Below are 16,251 nucleotides of genomic sequence, written 5' to 3'. Positions count from 1 at the left end.
ATGATCGACCTGGTCATCGCGCAGGCGGCCAACGGGCTCGTCCTCGGCTTCATCTTCGTGCTGATCGCCATCGGCCTGTCCGTCATCTTCGGCCTGCTTGGCATCGTGAACTTCGCCCATGGCGCCTTCTTCGCCCTAGGCGCCTATTTCGCCGTCACGCTGCATCAGCAATTCGGCTGGCCTGCCGTGGTGCTGGCGCCGATCGGCGTCGGCCTCGTCGGCGCGCTGGTCGAGGTGACGCTGATCCGCCGGCTCTATGGGAAGGAGCCGCTAACGGTCATCGTGCTGACCTTCGCGCTCGCGCTCTTCATCGAGGCGACGATCCGCCTGGTCTGGGGCAACGGGAGCCACCCCTTCTCGGCGCCGCCCTTCCTGCGCGGCATCCTGGAATTCGGCCCCGTGCTGGTCACGCAGTACCGCGCGGGCGTCGTCGTCGTGACGACGGCGCTGCTGCTGCTGCTCGGCGCCTTCCTGCGCTACACCCCCTATGGCCGCATCCTGCGCGCCGGCAGCCGCGACCCGGAGATGGTCGGCCTGCTCGGCATCAACTTTCCCCGCGTGCTCACCTGGGCCTTCGGGCTGGGCTGCCTGCTGGCCGGCGCCGCGGGCGTGCTGGCCGCGCCGCTCTGGAGCGTGACGCCTTCCATGGCGGCGGGCGCGATCATGCCGGCCTTCGTCATCGTCACCATCGGCGGCCTCGGCTCCTATGCCGGGGCGATCGTCGCGGGGCTGCTGGTCGGCGTGGTGACCGGCCTCTCCGCGCAGTTCTGGCCGGAAGCCTCCTCGGCGGCCATGTACCTGCTCATGGTGCTGGTGCTCCTGCTGCGCCCGCGCGGGCTGCTCGGCGAGCGCTGGGAGCGCTTCGAATGAGCGGGGCGCTGCGCAGCCCCGTCCTCTGGATGGGCATCGCGCTGGCGGCGATCACGGCCGCCATGCTCGCCACCGGCGCGCCGGTCGGCCGCGTGACGCAGATCGCGATCTACGTGCTGTACGGCGCGGGCGTGAATCTGCTGATCGCCTACACCGGGCTGGTGCCGTTCGGCGCCTCGGTCTTCTTCGGCACGGGCACCTATGCCGCGGCGCTTTTCATGCTCCATGTCTCCGGCAACGAACTGGTCGGGCTCGTCTTCACGCTGGTCTGGTCGGCGGCGGCGGGACTCGTGCTCGGCGTCATCGTCCTGCGGCGGCGCGGACTCTACTTCTCGCTCCTGACGCTCGCCGCATCCCAGATCGCCTTCGAGGTGGTTTTCCGCTGGACCTCCTTCACCGGCGGCGAGAACGGCCTGCAGAACGTGCCGCGGCCGCTGTTCCCGGATGCGCTGTCGCTGCATCTCTTCACGCTGGCGGTGCTGCTGGGGTCGGTGTTCGTCATCTGGCGCTTCGTGCATGCGCCGTTCGGCCGCGCGCTGCAGGGCATTCGCGACAACGAGGCGCGGATGGCGAGCCTCGGCTACGACACCTGGCGGCTGAAGCTCGGCGCCTTCGCGCTGTCCGGCACCATCGTGGGCCTCGCCGGCGGGCTGCTGGCGCTGCTGCTGCAGGGCGCCTACGCCAACAACCTGAGCTGGCAGCATGCGGCCGACGCCCTGCTGATGGTGGTGCTGGGCGGCGTGCATCACGTGCTCGGCGTGCTCTGGGGCGCCGTGACGTTCATCCTGCTGGAAGACGTCCTCAGCGCGAAGCTGGAGAACTGGTGGCTGGTCTTCGCGCCGGCGATCATGGTGTTCGCGCTGGCGGCGCCGGAGGGGCTGCACGGGCTGTTTCGCCGCCTGACCGGGCACACGGGCTGGACGCTGGTACGCGCCGGCATCCCGCCCCGCCCGGCGACGATCGCGCCCTTCGCGACGGAGGGCGGCGCGAAGGGCGACGAGGCGCCCGTGCTGACCGTGCGCGGACTGACGAAATCCTTCGGCTCCCTGACCGTCGCACAGGACCTTGCCTTCGAGGTGATGCCGCGGCGCCTGCACAGCATCATCGGACCGAACGGTGCCGGGAAGACCACGCTGTTCAACATGCTCAGTGGCGTGTTGCGGCCCGATTCCGGCGCGATCCTGTTCTGCGGCGGCGACATCACCGACCTGCCGGTGCATCGGCGCGCACGGCTCGGGCTCGGGCGCTCCTTCCAGATCGTCAGCGTGTTCCCCCACCTCTCGGTGTTCGAGAATGTGCGCCTCGGCGTGCAGGCCCGGAGCGAGGCGCGGCATGCGGCCTGGCGGGATGCCTATCGGCTCGAGGCGGTGAATGCGCGGACCTGGTCGCTGCTGGCGGCGGTCGGGCTGCAGGACCGTGCGGAGGCCGGCTGCGCGAGCCTTGCGCATGGCGAGAGGCGCTTGCTCGACATCGCGGTGACGCTCGCGACCGATGCGGAGCTGCTGCTGCTGGACGAGCCGCTGGCCGGCCTGGCGGAGGCGGACCGCGTCATCGTCGCGCGGCTGATCCGGCGTCTGGCCGACAGCCATGCGGTGCTGCTGATCGAGCACGACCTGGACCGCGTGGTGTCCATCTCCGACCGGATCACGGTGCTGCACCAGGGCCGGCTGATTGCCGATGGTGCACCCGCCGAGGTGGTGCGCGACCCCGCGGTGGTCGCGGCTTACCTCGGCGCGCATGGCGCGCCGGCGGTGCAGCTGCTCGCCGCGCCGGCCCTGTCCGCCGGGCCGGTCATCCTGCTCGATGTACGCGGCCTGGTCGCCGGCTATGGCGGCAGCAAGGTGCTGGACGGCATCGACCTTCAGGTCCGCCCCGGCGAGGCCGTCGCGGTGCTCGGCCGCAACGGCGTGGGCAAGACGACGCTGCTCCGCGCATTGACCGGAAGCGTGCCGATCACCGCCGGCGAGGTGACCTTCGAGGGCGCGACTCTCGCGGGACTGCCGCCCTTCGCGATCAACAGGCGCGGCATCTCGCTCGTGCCGGAAGGCCGGCGGCTGTTCCCGAACCTCACGGTATTGGAGAACCTTCGCATCGCGGCGCGTCCGGGCGGCATGTCGATCGAGCAGGCCTGCGAACTGTTCCCGCGTTTGGCGGAGCGCGCGCGGTCGCGGGCCGAGAACCTCTCCGGCGGAGAGCGGCAGATGTGCGCAGCGGCGCGCGCCCTGGTGCAGCCGAGCCGGCTCGTGCTGCTCGACGAGCCCTTCGAGGGCCTGTCCCCGGCCATCGTCGCCGAACTCTCGGCCGCGATCATGCGTCTGCGTGGCGAACGCGCGCTGATCCTGGTCGAGCACCAGGCCGAGAAGCTGCTGCCGCTCGTGGACCGCGCCTACGTGCTGGTCAATGGCCGCGTCGCCTTCGCCGGCAACAGCGCGGCGCTTGCGGCAGACCACGCGCTGCAGGCGCGGCTGCTCGGGATGATGGAAGCGGACGTCGCGTCCGCCTGATGCACCACGCGAAGCGAGGAGGAACCGAGATGACCATCGCGGACGTTACAGGCAGCCGCCCTGCGGGGAGCACGCGACGGGGACTGCTGTTCGCTTCCGCCGCCGCGGCCGGGCTCGCGCGGCCGGTGCTGGCGCAGTCGGGGGACCCGATCAAGGTCGGCATCGTCTTCCCGAAGACGGGCACCTTCGCCCAGCTCGGGGAGGGCGCCGCGAACGCGGCGGTGCTGACGCTGGACATGGCGGGCGGTCGAATCCTCGGGCGGCCGGCGCAGACGATCTGGCTCGACGAACCGAACCCGCAATCCGCACAACAGAACATGCAGAAGCTGATCGACGAGGAGAAGGTCACGGCCGTGCTCGGCGGCGCGAGCGGCGCCACGGCGCTCGCGCTCTCGGCCCTCGCCCGCCGGGCGAAGATGCCGCTGATCACCATCAGCGGGGCCGCGGTGCTGACCGGCAAGGACTGCAACCGCTACACATTCCGCTCCAATGCGCCGGCCCCGGTTGCGGTCAGCGCGATCACGCCGGCGATGCTGGAGCGCGGCAAGCGATGGTACTTCCTCATTACCGACTATGCGTATGGACATGACGTCTACAACGCCTTCAAGGCGGGGCTGGACGCGGCAGGCGGCACGCAGGTGGGCTACGATCGCATGCCGCTGGGCACGACCGACTTCAGCGCATTCATCCTGAAGATCAGGCAGGCGCGTCCGGACGTGGTTGCCACCGCGCTGTCAGGCAACGAACTGCCGACCTTCCTGAAGCAGTATGCCGAGTTCGGTATGCGCAACGGCGCACCGGTCGTCAGCCCGATCATCACCGACACCGACATCGTTGCCGCCGGCCCCCAGGCATCCGGCCTTTACGGCAAGGTCTGGCACCATGCCGACCCCAACAACTCGGCGGAGGACCGTGCCTTCACCGAGGCGTATCGCCGCAAGCACGGCGTGCCGCCCCATTCCAACGCGCTGCTCGCCGCCTTCTCCATGCGGCTGCTGCTAGCGGCGATCCAGCAGGCGGGCGCGACCAGCCCGGAGGCGATCGTGCGCGGGCTGGAGGCCGTGCGCCTGCAGGACGGCGACTTCCCGCTGTACTTCCGCGAGTGGGATCACCAGCTGATGCGCCGTTTCCTCGTCGTGCGCGTCCGCAATCAGGTGACCGACCCCTGGGATGCGCTGGAGATCGTCAAGCAGGCGCCGACCAGCCCAGAGGGGCTGAACGACCTGTACGGCACCCAGGCCAGCAGCGAGTGCCGCATCGGTGACCTCTGAGCGCCGCGGGCGCTGCTTGTCGGCGGCATCAGGAACGCCGACGGGCACGGCGAGGATCCTCATGCCATGACGCTGCACCCCGCCCTGCAGGCCATGGTGGACGCGGCCGCCGCGCTGCCGGCGATGCAGACGCTGCCCGTGGATGCCGTCCGCGCCGGTGCCGCCGCGCGCTACAAGGCGGTGCCGCGACCCGAGGTCGCGCATGTCGAGGATCGTGCGATCCCCGGCCCGCGCGGACCCATTCCCGTCCGCGTCTACCGCCCCGACCTGGAGCCGGGCCGGCCCGTCATCGTGTTCTTCCACGGCAGCGGCTTCGTCATCTGCAGCGTCGAGACGCATGATGGCCTGGTAAGGCAGCTCTGCCGGCGATCCCGGATGATCGTCGTCTCGGTGGACTACGCGCTGGCGCCGGAGAACAAGTTCCCCGCCGCGCCCGAGGATTGCCTGGCCGCAACGCGCTGGGTCTTCGCCCACGCGCGCGACTTCGGCGGCGATCCCGCGCGCATCGTCCTTGCCGGCGACAGCGTCGGCGGCACCATGTCCGCGGTGACGGCGATAAGGCTCCGCGACGCAGGCGAGCCCGCGCCGCGCGCCATGCTGCTGATGTATCCCGTGACGGACCATCCCTCTGCGGGCATGCCCTCCTACACTGAGCGCGGCGCGGGCTGCGGACTGACGCGCGAAGGGATGGAGTGGTTCTGGAATCACTACCTCCAGGACGCGGCCGACGGCGCGCATCCGCATGCCTCGCCGAACCGGGCGGAGGACCTGTCGCGGCTGCCGTCATCCTACGTCATCACCGCCGAATACGACCCGCTGCGCGACGAGGGGAAGGTCTTCGCCGATCGTCTGCAGGCCGCCGGCAACGTCGTGCTGCACCGGCGCTACGCCGACGCGAACCACGGCTTCATGTCCTGGGTCGGTCTGATCGACCGCTCGGACGAGGCGCTGCAGGCCGCCTGCGACTGGCTGAAGGCACATGTCTGACAAAGCGGCGCCGACGCCGCCCGAACCATCGAGGCCGACCATGACGACACGCCATTTCGCAGTCATCGGGGCAGGCGCGGGCGGGCTCTGCGCCGCCAAGAACCTGCTCGCGCGCGGGATCGAGGTCACGATCTTCGAGGTCGGGACCCGGATCGGCGGGCTCTGGGTCTATAACAACGACAGCGGGCTGAGCCCCGCCTACCGCTCGCTGCACATCAACTCGGAAGCCAAGGTCAGCTCCTTCATCGACTTCCCGTTCGAGCCGGGCACGCCGCTCTATCCCAATGCCGCCCGGATGGAACGCTACTTCCGCGACTACGCCGAGCATTTCCGGCTGACCTCCCGCATCCGCTTCAACAGCCGCGTCACGGCCATCGTGCCGGACGGTTCGGGCTACCGCGTCGAGATCGAGGATGGCTCGGCGCATCGCTTCGACGGCGTCGTCGTGGCGTCAGGCCACCAGAGCGTGCCGCGCCACCCGCCCCAGGTGCAGGGCTTCGCCGGCACCTACATGCACGCGCATGCCTATCGCGAGCCGGAGCCCTTCACCGGTCAGCGCGTGCTGGTGATCGGGCCCGGCAACAGCGGCGTGGACATCGCGGCCGATGTCTGTTCGGTCACGGCGCAGACCTACCTCTCCGCGCGATCGCCCGTGCTCATCATGCCGCGGCTGATGTTCGGCGTGCCGCAATCGCGCATCCTGGTGAAGCTGGAACGTCCCTTCCTGCCCTGGAGCGTGCGCGTCTGGATCCGCACGCTACTCACCCGCATCTTCCACGGCCCTATGGAGCAGTGGGGCTTCCGGACGCCGAAGGGCCGCACGCATCCGATCAGCCATCCCACGCTGATCTCGATGCTTGCCTGGGACCGGGTGCGCGCGAAGCCCGGCATCGACCGGGTGGATGGCCGAGTCGTTTACTTCGTCGATGGCAGCTCCGAGGAGATCGACACGATCATCGCCTGCACGGGCTACCTCACCGCCCTGCCGTTCCTGCCCGAGGGCACCTCGCCCGTGCGGGACAGCTACCTGCATCTCTACAACCGCGTGGTCAGTCCGAAGCTGCCCAACGTCTACTTCATCGGCTTCTTCGACGTGACCGGCGGCAGCAACATCCGCATGATGGACGACCAGGCCGAATACATCGCAGCGGTCGTCTCCGGCGCCATCAAGGTGCCCGGGCCAGCCGAAATGGAGCAGGCGATCATGGCCGACAAGGCTTTCCAGGAGAGCATGTTCCCCGGCACACCGCGCTACGCGCTGGAACTCGATCCCGTGCGCTACCGCAAGCTGCTCGCCAAGGACTACGACCGCAACGGCGTGCAGCACACACGCCCCGCACCAGTCGAGCGTGCCCTTCTGCGCGAGTCCGCGGCATGACGGTGGCCCCGCGGACGGCGCTCGTCACCGGGGCGGGCGCCGGGATCGGCCGTGCGATCGCGCTTGCCCTGGCCCGCGCCGGCTACGATGTCGGCGTGCTCGACATCGACGCCGCGGCGGCCGAGGGCACGGCCGCGGCAGTGCGCGCCGAGGGTCGCGGCGCGGTGGCGGCGCGCTGCGACGTGAGCGACGCGGACAGCGTCAAGGCCGTCGTGCCCACGGCGCTGGATCGGCTCGGTCCGGTTGGCCTTCTCGTCAACAATGCGGGCATCCTCCGGACCGCGCCGTTCCTGGAAACGAGCCCGCAGGTCTGGCGCCAGGTTCTCTCGGTCAACCTGGATGGCGCCTTCCATGTCTCGCAGGCGGTGCTGCCGCAGATGGTGGCAGGCGGCGCAGGCTGCGTCGTGAACATCGCCTCCTGGACCGGCAAGAAGGGCGTGCCCAACCACGCCGCCTACAGCGCCAGCAAATTCGCCCTGATCGGGCTGACCCAGGCCCTGGCCGGCGAGATGGCGGCCCACGGCATCCGCGTGAACGCGGTCTGCCCCGGCATCATCGTGGACACGCGCATGCGGGAGGAGGCGGAGCAGCTGAACGAGGCGCAGGGCCTTCCCGACGTGGCCACGCGGGTCCGCGGCATTCCGCTGCAGCGTCCGGGCTATCCCGACGACATCGCCGGCGTCGTGCTGTTCCTCGCCTCGGATGCGGCCGCCTACATGACGGGCCAGGCGATCAACGTCACCGGCGGCCTCTGGATGAGCTGATCCGGCCGGGCGCGGACGCCGTCAGGCAATCGCGAAGCCTTCGTAGCCCCGCTCGACCACCTCCTCGCAGATGCGGGTGTAGTTCTGGAAGCCGCCGACATAGGGCAGGAACACGCGCGGCTTGCCCGGGATGTTCGCGCCCATGTACCAGGAATTGGTCTGCACGAAGAGCGTGCGGCCGGCGACCTCCGCCACATGGGCGACCCAGCCTTCCTCGGCGTCGGGCAGCGGCTCGATTTCGGTCGCGCCGCGCCGGCCAAGTTCCTCGACGCAGCGGCCGATCCACTCCACATGCTGCTCGATCGAGACCACGACGTTCGTCAGGATCGACGGGCTGCCCGGTCCGGTGATGACGAAGAGGTTCGGGAAGCCCGCCATCATCAGCCCGAGATAGGCGCGCGGGCCGCCATGCCACTTCTCGGTCAGGCGCTCGCCGCCGCGCCCGCGGATGTCGATGCGGGCAAGCGCCCCGGTCACGGCGTCGTAGCCCGTGGCGAAGACGATGTCGTCAAGGTCGTGATGCGCGGCGGACGTCCGGATGCCCGTCGCGTCGACCCGCTTGATCGGCGACGTCCGCAGGTCCACCAACCGCACATTCGGGCGGTTGAAGGTGGCGTAGTAGTCGGTGTCCACGCAGATGCGCTTGGTGCCGATCGCGTGGTCCGTGGGCATCAGCGTGCGCGCGATCTCGGGATCGCGTACGATCGCGGCGATCTTGGCGCGCACGAAGTCGGCAGCGAGGTCATTGGCGGCCTGGTCGAAGAAGACGTCATTGAAGCAATGCGTGAAGTTGGCGCCGCCCTTCGCCCAGCGTGCCTCGTATTCCTTTTGGCGCTCCTCCTCCGACACCTCGAAGGTGCCGCGCTGGGCATAGTCGTAGAGGATGCCCGAGCGCGTGTTGCGTGCCGTCTCGCGGTTGGAGCCGTAGGCGGCCTTGAACGCCGCCTGCCTGTCGGGTGGAAGCCGTGCGTTCCAGGCCGGGATGCTGAAGTTCGGCGTGCGCTGGAACACCGTCAGCGCCGCCGCCTCCGGCGCGATCGCCGCGATCGCCTGGATGCCTGAGGATCCCGTGCCGATCACGCCGACCCTTCTGCCGCTGAAGGACACCTTCCCGCGTGGCCAGCGCCCCGTGTGGAACACGCGCCCGGCGAAGGACTCCAGCCCTTCCAGGTCAGGGATGCGTGCCGCCGAAAGGCACCCCGTCGCCATGATGCAGAAGCGGCTGCGCACGCGGTCGCCGCGATCCGTCTCGACGATCCAGCGCTTCTCTTTCTCGTCGTAACGGGCAGCCGTCACCGTCGTGGAGAGCCGTATGTCCTTCCTCAGATCGAAGCGGTCAGCGACATGATCGAGGTAGCGCTGGATCTCGGGTTGGCTGGCGTAACGCTCCGTCCACTCCCATTCCTGCTGCAGATCCTCCGAGAAGCTGAAGGAGTACTGCAGGCTTTCCACATCGCAGCGCGCGCCCGGGTAGGCATTCCAGTACCAGGTTCCCCCGACGCCATCGCCAGTTTCGAAGACGACGGCGGACAGTCCGAGCTGCCGGAGCCGGTAGAGCATATACAGGCCCGCAAATCCCGCGCCGACCACGACTGCGTCCAGGTCGACCGCTGCTTTCTGCATCTTCTGCGTGCCGCTGGGCATTCTGAGGCCTTCCAGCAAGTGTCACTCCGATGATTGCGGCCGAGCACCACCTTGCAAAGCCAGCGTCGATGACGAGCAGACGCGAGGCCCTGGCCGCTGGCCAACGGAGATTCCCGTCAGTATCTTTGTATTCTGGTGAGAAGGCAAGCTAATTCTGGATCCCGCTTCGGATGCCTTTCTGATCCGGCATAGAGCTCAAGCGCCGTGTTCGCATCATCGGCTTAAGCCGGGCGGGCAGTCCGATACCAAGGTCCTTCAGTAGTCCACGTATCCAAATCGATGTCGTGCTGCACGCTGCTCTGCCGCAGCGAGTTCGCCGTGAGCGTCGCGTGGTGGTGGCAGAACGCGATAAGCGGAGGCAGCATGCCCTAGGACGTCACGAGGACCTCGAAATGGACGGTGTCGCACGGCGAGATCTCATGATCGCATCGGCGACGGCGGTCGGCACTTCCGCAGACCTGGCCCTCGGCGCCAGCCCTGCCAGCGCGCAAGGCGGCGCAACGCCATTGCCGGCCTCCTCCGCAGGAACCGCCTACACCGGCGATGTGATCGACGGGAAGCGGGTCGTCACTGCGCTCGACGTGAACGACCTCGAGCCTGGTCGGAAGCACCTCCTGTATTTCCGCGGCGTGGCAACGCCCGCCGGGCAGCACTGGCATGTGTCCGTGACGGTCGCTCGCGGTGCCAGGCCAGGCAAGCGCGTCATTCTGGTCAGCGGCGTGCATGGCGACGAGATGAGTTCGGTCCATGCCGTCCAGACCGTGATGAACCAGCTCGACCCGGCCGCGATGTCCGGCACGGTGATGGCGGTCACGGATGTATCCCGGCCGGCGCTGGAGAGCATGCAGCGCCGCTGGCCCAGCTCAGGCCGCGGCATCGATCTGATCGACATGAACCGCGAATGGCCCGGCAACGAGAACGGCCTCACGGCGGCCAGCCGGCACGCAGGGCTGTTGTTCAACCGCCTGCTACGACCCAACGCCGACTACGCGATCGACTTTCATACGGGGACGACCGGCTTCCAGGTCACGGCGTTCAACATCGGGGAGATGGGCGTGCCGGCAGTCCGGGAAATGCTGGAGCTGTATCCCGTCGGCCAAGTCTACGATAATCCGGTCTACACGGGTGTGCTGCACAACGCGCTCATGGAGGCGGGCATCCCGTCCTTCACGCCGGAGATCGGCGCTGCGCGCGTCCTCGATCCGGAGATGATCGCGCTGTTCGTGGAAGGCACCATGAACGTCCTCAAGCACCATGGCATCCTGGCCGGACCGATGGGACGCACGGCCAAGGACGTGCGCGTCTATATCGGCAATTCCGCCTTCCCGATCCTGGCGACCGCCGGCGGGCTCGTGGAGTTCCTCGTCAAGCTCAACGAGCGGGTCGAGGTCGGGCAGAAGGTCGCGATCCAGCGGAACAGCTTTGGCGAGGTGGTCGCGGAATATGCGAGCGGCGTGGCCGGGGAGATAACGGGGCTTCGCAGCGACGCCATGTCCGAGCCCGGCAACCCCCTGGCCTTCATCCTATTCAACCGGCCGGAACCGAAGGAGCCTGCGGTCTACCCCGAGTGATCGTGGCGCTCCCCTGTGTGGCCGCCGTGTAGTGGAGCGCGAAGGGCACGGAGGCGAGGATCACGATCGGCAGGATCACCGCCGGCGTGCAGGAAGCCGGGGCGAAGCCAGGCCTGACAGCGATGGCGGCGAAGGACGGCCCGCTGGTGCTGAGCTGGAGCCGTGAGGGCAGCGCAACATCGCTCCGCGGAGGGCTCATCCCCTTGCGCTGGATCAACCTGCGTCGACATAGGGCGTTGAAGCGCGCGACTGTGAGCGGCTTGCCGCTACTCCATCCCCGGGCGGTCATCGCGAACGCTCGTCAAGGCGACCTTCGTGCCGCCTCGGTCAGGGAAAGCCAACGGGACCGCTATCAAGGCTTCCGAGCGCGTCCGCGGGGCTCAGGCTGCGGAGTCCATCGTTACTTCGCGGCGCAGATGCGCGCGGCCTTTCCGCGGCGAGACGCTGGCGTCGCCGCGCTGGCAGCCACGCCGTCGCCGAACATCACCACACCGACTTCGTGCGTAACAGATGAGCCATTCGCCGACAGCGGCAGCAGCAGCCGCTCGCAGGTCTGTGGGTGTCCGTCGCCAAAATCGAAACGCGCCGCGTCGTAGACCGGCGCGGCGGTTCGCGCGCACCGGCGGTAGGCGCCGGCCATCGTGCCCACGGCCTCCTCGTCTGCCGCGACCGATAAGGTCCGCTCCGCTTCCAGCGCGCGGCCAAGCCGCCCCTGGAGGGCGGCCCCGAGCCTCAGGAAGCGAAAGCTCGGCTCGTTGTCCTCGCCTCTCTCGACCGACACGAGAACCCCCTGATCCTCGAAGCCAAGTGCATCCAGCCCGAAGGCCTCGATGCGCGGCAGGTTTTCGCCCGACAGCCGCGCCGCGTGCCAGGCGAGGTAGGCCGCTCGCAGGGCCGGCGTGCGAAGCTGGTTCATCAGCCGGGCGGCGGGCGTGAGATGGAGTGGGCGACGCCGGTCCAGCGCGGCCAGAACCGCCGCCGCGAGGTCCGCGCCGGCGACGGGCTTGCGGAGCACGATCTCCCCGGTCAGGGCCGGGCCGACGGGGGCGCCGGCGACGAAGACAACCCGAAGGTCGGGGCGCTCCGCGCGGAGGCGCGCGGCGAGCGTCGCGCCATCGGCGCCTGGCAGTTCGACGCCGCAGAGCAGGAGATCCAGGCGCTCGCCCAAGCCGGCCACGAGAGCTTCCGCGGTCTCGGCGCTCGCGGCCTCCACGACCGTGTAGCCCAGGTCGCGCAGGAAGGCCGCCGTGAGCAGGCGCACCTGCTCGTCCTCCTCCACTAGCAGGATGGCCCGTCGCCATGCGCGAGCGGGTCCACCTCGCCGTGGCCGGCGGTAGCCTCGACGCGCAGGTCCGTCACGGCGGCCCGTGGCAGGAAGATCTCGACCGTCGTTCCCTGGCCGGGGATGCTCTGGATCAGCAGGGCGCCATTCGATTGCGCCGCGAAGCGCTGCACCATGGGCAGCCCCAGGCCGGTGCCCTGGCCGCGCGGCTTGGTGGTGAAGAAGGGCTCCGGAGCGCGCGCGAGGACCTCCGGCGGCATGCCGGTGCCCTGGTCCCGGACCGCAACGGCCACATAATCGCCCGGGCGCAGCTCCGCCCGGCGCCGGGCCGGGTCGAGGTTGTGCGCGGAGACATGCAGCTCCCCGCCCTGCGGCATCGCATCGCGCGCGTTCACCGCGAGGTTCAGCAGGGCGACCTCGAGCTGGTGCGGGTCCGTCAGCACGGGCCAGAGGCCGGCCGGGACCTCCACCGAGACGGTCAGCCGCCGCCCTGCCGTGTGGCGGATCATCTCGCCGGCCTCCGGCAGCAGCGCCCCGAGGTCCACCACCTCGGGGCGAAGCCCCTCCTGGCGGGCAAAGGCCAGCAGCTGCCGCACCAGCGCGGCGGCACGCCCTGCCGCCCGGTCGCCTTGCCGCACCACATCCCGCACGGCCTCGTTAGGGCCGGCACGACGTTCGATCAGCCGGAAGCAGGCGGTGATCGCGGCGAGGACGTTGTTGAAGTCGTGTGCCACGCTGCTGGTCATCTGGCCGAGCGCTTCCAGCTTCTGCAGCTGGGTGAGGTGGCCCTGCGCCTCCCGGCGCTGCTCGGTCTCGCTCTGCAATGCGGCGCCTGCATCGGCGAGAGCGCGCGTGCGCTCGCCGAGGCTGAGGGCCAAGTCCGCCGTCTTGGCCTCGGCGCGCCGCTGGGCAGCCGCCGCCGCGACCGCCTCGGCCAGCCCGCGTTCGAGTTCCGCGAACTCGGCGATACGCGATGGTGGCAGCGCGGGGAAAGGCGGCATAGCCGCCCCTTCGGCCAGACGATGCGCCTGCTCGGCTAGGGCACGAGCCGGGCGGAGGACGGCCCCTGCCGCGGCGGCCGCGAGGGACGCACCGATCAGGAGGGCGAGGACGCCGCCGAGGAGCAGCGTCAGGAGCGGTCCGTGCCAGACGGCGTCGAGCGCGGCCGCGTCCTGCGCGACGATCACGGTCCAGCCCGACAGCGAGGGCACGGCGTGGAAGCCGATCACGCGCGGGACCCCATCGAGTGTCGTCGCCCTGTAGAGACCCTCAACCTGGCCGACGAAGTAGCGCGCGTTCTCGGGGGCAACGGACCGTCAGACAACTTGGCCGTGGGCTGCGTCCGAACGCGCGACGACGACGTTCCGCGCGTCGGTCAGGGCGGCGAAATTGGCGACGTCCAGATCCCAGGCCGCGAGCAGTTGCCGGACATGCTCCGTATTGAGCGCCCCGGCGATAACAAGGCCGGCCGAGCCGCCTTCGGCCCGGACCGGAACGATGATCGGGATGATCCAGCGGGCGGTCACGGCACCCCGCACGACGTTCCCCACGCCGGGTTCGCCGGTTGCGACGACGTGCGCGACGAGGTCCAGGGATCGCAGGCGGAGGGTCTGCGGCGTCGTCAGGGGCTCGATCGTCGTGACCTCGACCGTGCCGTCCGGGGCGGCGATACTGACGTTGCCGACCAGTCCCACGAGCGCCTGCGCCTGTGCGAGCGCCGCTTCGCGGTCGGCGAGGGCCGGCGCCGCCTTGAACACCGGCGAGGTGGCGAAGGCCTGCAGAGCACTCGTCGTCCGACCGATCTCGCGCTCCACGGCGAGGGCCAGGGCGCGCGCGGTGTCGCGCAGCCGTTCCTCGGCAGCCGCGCGCTGCCCGTCCGCCGCGCGGAGGGTGGCCAGGACGCCGAAGCCGAGAGCGGGCAGCAGCACCGCCAGGGCCACCGCCGCCAACAGCCAACTCAGGCGCGGCGTGAACCGCGCCGCACCCGAGAGGGATTGCCGTCCAGCTGGATCGGGGCGAGGCGGCGGGTGTGAGGGAGCGGGCGGCCCGCGCGAGGGAGGGTTGTGTGGCAACGATGCGGTCATGCGCCGATGCCCGATCCCGTTTTGGCCGCGTCGAGGTGCATGGCCAGTTCCGCTAGCGGCACGTGGGTCAGGTCCTTTGCGAGCGTTCCGTGCAGCTTCCTGCGCGCAGCCTCTCCGAGGGCCTCGCGCAGGTCGCCGAGAAAAGCTGGGGGCGCTGCCAGGAGCAGCCGTTCGTACGACACCGACGCATCCTCGAGCCTCCCTGCGAGGCGCGCGGCGAACGCCGCCTTCGCGGCCCGGTGCGGGTCGGTGCGCGGCTCCACGGCATGGCGCGCCGTGGTGGCGCTCTCCCGCACGCGCCCAGGCCGGTCGGTGCCGAGGTCCCGCGACGGTGGGTGGGCAGCCTCCAGCGCGTCCTCCGTGCGCTCCCGCCACGGGCCTGCGGGAAGGCGGCGTTCGAAGACCCGGGCGCGTCCCGCATCGGCGACCAGCGCCCACTCCATACCGGTCGGCATGATCCTGCCCTCCCTCGCCGCGGCGTCAGTGTCCGCGCGGCCGGGCGCCGCGGTGCGTCCGGCCGCCGGTCATGGCACGAGCACGACAGCGCCGGTCACCTCGCCGGCCCGCAAGCGGTCGAGCGCCTCGTTCGCCCGGTCGAGCGGCATCGGATGCACCTCCGTCCGCACAGGGATGCGCGGGGCCAGCGACAGGAAGGCGTCGCCATCGGCGCGCGTGAGGTTGGCGACGGAGCGGACTACCCGCTCGCTCCAGAGGAGCGCGTACGGAAACGCCGGAATGTCGCTCATGTGGATGCCGGCGCAGACCACCGTGCCGCCGGGCTCCACCGCGCGAAGCGCGGCGGGCACCAGGGCGCCGATGGGGGCAAAGAGGATGGCGGCGTCAAGCGGCTCGGGCGGGGCTTCGTCCGATCCTCCGGACCAGGCGGCACCGAGCGCCCGCGCGAAGTCCTGCGCGGTCTTGTCGCCCGGCCGCGTGAAGGCGAAGACCGTCCGCCCCTCGTACCGGGCGACCTGCGCGACGATGTGCGCCGCCGCGCCGAAGCCGTAGAGGCCGATGCGGCGCGCATCGCCCGCCATGCGCAAGGCGCGGTGCCCGATCAGCCCGGCGCAAAGCAGCGGAGCGGCTTCCACGTCGGAAAACGCCGCAGGGATGGGAAAGCAGAAGCGCGCATCCGCCACGGCGAGCTCGGCATAGCCACCGTCGCGCCCGTAGCCGGTAAAGCGCGCCGCGGGGCACAGGTTCTCGCGCCCTGCCAGGCAGAAGCGGCAGGCGCCGCAGGTCGAGCCGAGCCAGGGGACGCCGACCCGCTCGCCGGGCCGGAAGCGCTCCACCCCGACGCCGACCTGCACCACGTGCCCGACAATCTCGTGCCCAGGGACTAGGTCCGGCTTGGCGTCCGGCAACTCGCCATCCACGACATGGAGGTCGGTACGGCATACCGCGCAGGCCGCGACGCGAAGCAGCACCTCGCCGGGGCCGGGCCGGGGGTCTGGCACGACCATGCAAGCGAGACGCCCAGGCGCCTGACACAGGACCATCGCGCGCATGTCACCAGGATCCAACGGGCCGATGATCCCCGCCTTGATCTGCGGCAAGGCCGGGCCTGCTGACAGCATTAATAAACGATCTTGGTTACAGACCACAACGCTGAGGTGGAGGCGGCAATGATGCGTTGGCGCAAGCCCCTGGCCCTGCCCTGCATGCTCCTTCCGAATGTCGAGGAGCCTGAGGCAACGCAGACGCGACTATGCATGGCGCCACGCAGCGTCGCTGAGCGTGGCGCCGACGCCGTGCGATGCCAACCCCGCGAACTCGGCTGTCGCGTGCCATGAGCGAGAACCGGCAGGTAGCGCTGATGGGCGTCGGCACGGCCTGTGCTGGAACGGACGACCGCCAAGGTGATCAGCAAGGTCTGCGGACGGTGGCATTCCGATT

13 protein-coding genes are annotated in these 16,251 nt (G+C 70.0%); 7 read left to right on the top strand and 6 right to left on the bottom strand.

Annotated features, from left to right (window positions below; all coding sequences use genetic code 11):
• The 6 genes from ACLF3M_RS26170 (at position 1) to ACLF3M_RS26145 (ending at position 7,774) form a co-directional block, all read left to right on the top strand.
• Positions 1-870 carry a branched-chain amino acid ABC transporter permease gene (locus tag ACLF3M_RS26170; protein WP_430659940.1) on the top strand — a complete coding sequence of 290 codons (870 nt, stop codon included), beginning with the start codon at positions 1-3 and terminating at the stop codon, positions 868-870.
• On the top strand, positions 867-3,374 hold the full coding sequence (locus ACLF3M_RS26165; protein WP_430659939.1) for an ATP-binding cassette domain-containing protein: 2,508 nt from the start codon (positions 867-869) through the stop codon (positions 3,372-3,374). Before ACLF3M_RS26170 ends, ACLF3M_RS26165 begins: the two co-directional genes overlap by 4 nt.
• A 29-nt stretch (positions 3,375-3,403) precedes the next feature.
• A complete protein-coding gene (locus ACLF3M_RS26160) occupies positions 3,404-4,645 on the top strand; it encodes an ABC transporter substrate-binding protein (RefSeq protein ID WP_430659938.1) in 1,242 nt (413 codons plus the stop codon).
• Between the two features lie 66 nt (positions 4,646-4,711).
• Entirely contained in the window at positions 4,712-5,632 is a 921-nt protein-coding gene (locus ACLF3M_RS26155; protein ID WP_430659937.1) for an alpha/beta hydrolase, read from the top strand.
• Positions 5,633-5,672: 40 nt separating this feature from the next.
• Positions 5,673-7,010, top strand: coding sequence for a flavin-containing monooxygenase (locus tag ACLF3M_RS26150; protein ID WP_430659936.1), 1,338 nt, complete (start codon positions 5,673-5,675; stop codon positions 7,008-7,010).
• Positions 7,007-7,774 carry an SDR family NAD(P)-dependent oxidoreductase gene (locus ACLF3M_RS26145; protein ID WP_430659935.1) on the top strand — a complete coding sequence of 256 codons (768 nt, stop codon included), beginning with the start codon at positions 7,007-7,009 and terminating at the stop codon, positions 7,772-7,774. The genes ACLF3M_RS26150 and ACLF3M_RS26145 overlap by 4 nt, the downstream gene beginning before the upstream one ends.
• A gap of 21 nt (positions 7,775-7,795) precedes the next feature.
• On the opposite strand, the gene ACLF3M_RS26140 is transcribed toward ACLF3M_RS26145, so the two are convergent.
• Positions 7,796-9,418 (bottom strand): flavin-containing monooxygenase, encoded by a 1,623-nt coding sequence (locus tag ACLF3M_RS26140; RefSeq protein ID WP_430659934.1) that lies wholly within the window; start codon positions 9,416-9,418, stop codon positions 7,796-7,798.
• A 419-nt stretch (positions 9,419-9,837) separates the two neighbouring features.
• Here ACLF3M_RS26140 and ACLF3M_RS26135 point away from each other — a divergent pair, with 419 nt between their 5' ends.
• Positions 9,838-10,989, top strand: a complete 1,152-nt coding sequence (locus ACLF3M_RS26135) for a M14 family metallopeptidase (RefSeq protein WP_430659933.1) — start codon at positions 9,838-9,840, stop codon at positions 10,987-10,989.
• Positions 10,990-11,389: 400 nt separating this feature from the next.
• Here the strand turns inward: ACLF3M_RS26135 and ACLF3M_RS26130 are convergent, their stop codons facing one another.
• From ACLF3M_RS26130 to ACLF3M_RS26110, 5 genes are all read right to left on the bottom strand, one after another.
• On the bottom strand, positions 11,390-12,250 hold the full coding sequence (locus ACLF3M_RS26130) for a response regulator (protein ID WP_430659932.1): 861 nt from the start codon (positions 12,248-12,250) through the stop codon (positions 11,390-11,392).
• Between the two features lie 17 nt (positions 12,251-12,267).
• Positions 12,268-13,500 (bottom strand): sensor histidine kinase, encoded by a 1,233-nt coding sequence (locus ACLF3M_RS26125; protein WP_430659931.1) that lies wholly within the window; start codon positions 13,498-13,500, stop codon positions 12,268-12,270.
• A gap of 87 nt (positions 13,501-13,587) precedes the next feature.
• A complete protein-coding gene (locus ACLF3M_RS26120) occupies positions 13,588-14,220 on the bottom strand; it encodes a cache domain-containing protein (protein ID WP_430659930.1) in 633 nt (210 codons plus the stop codon).
• A 131-nt stretch (positions 14,221-14,351) separates the two neighbouring features.
• Entirely contained in the window at positions 14,352-14,810 is a 459-nt protein-coding gene (locus ACLF3M_RS26115; RefSeq protein WP_430659929.1) for a host attachment protein, read from the bottom strand.
• A 69-nt stretch (positions 14,811-14,879) separates the two neighbouring features.
• Positions 14,880-15,863, bottom strand: a complete 984-nt coding sequence (locus ACLF3M_RS26110) for a zinc-dependent alcohol dehydrogenase family protein (RefSeq protein ID WP_430659928.1) — start codon at positions 15,861-15,863, stop codon at positions 14,880-14,882.
• Positions 15,864-16,251 lie beyond the last annotated feature (388 nt).

It is taken from the genome of Falsiroseomonas sp. HW251 (assembly GCF_050563545.1).
Classification (GTDB): Bacteria; Pseudomonadota; Alphaproteobacteria; order Acetobacterales; family Acetobacteraceae; genus Falsiroseomonas.
The sequence above is the reverse complement of the archived record's forward strand: the minus strand, read 5'-3'. Positions and strand labels throughout refer to the sequence as shown.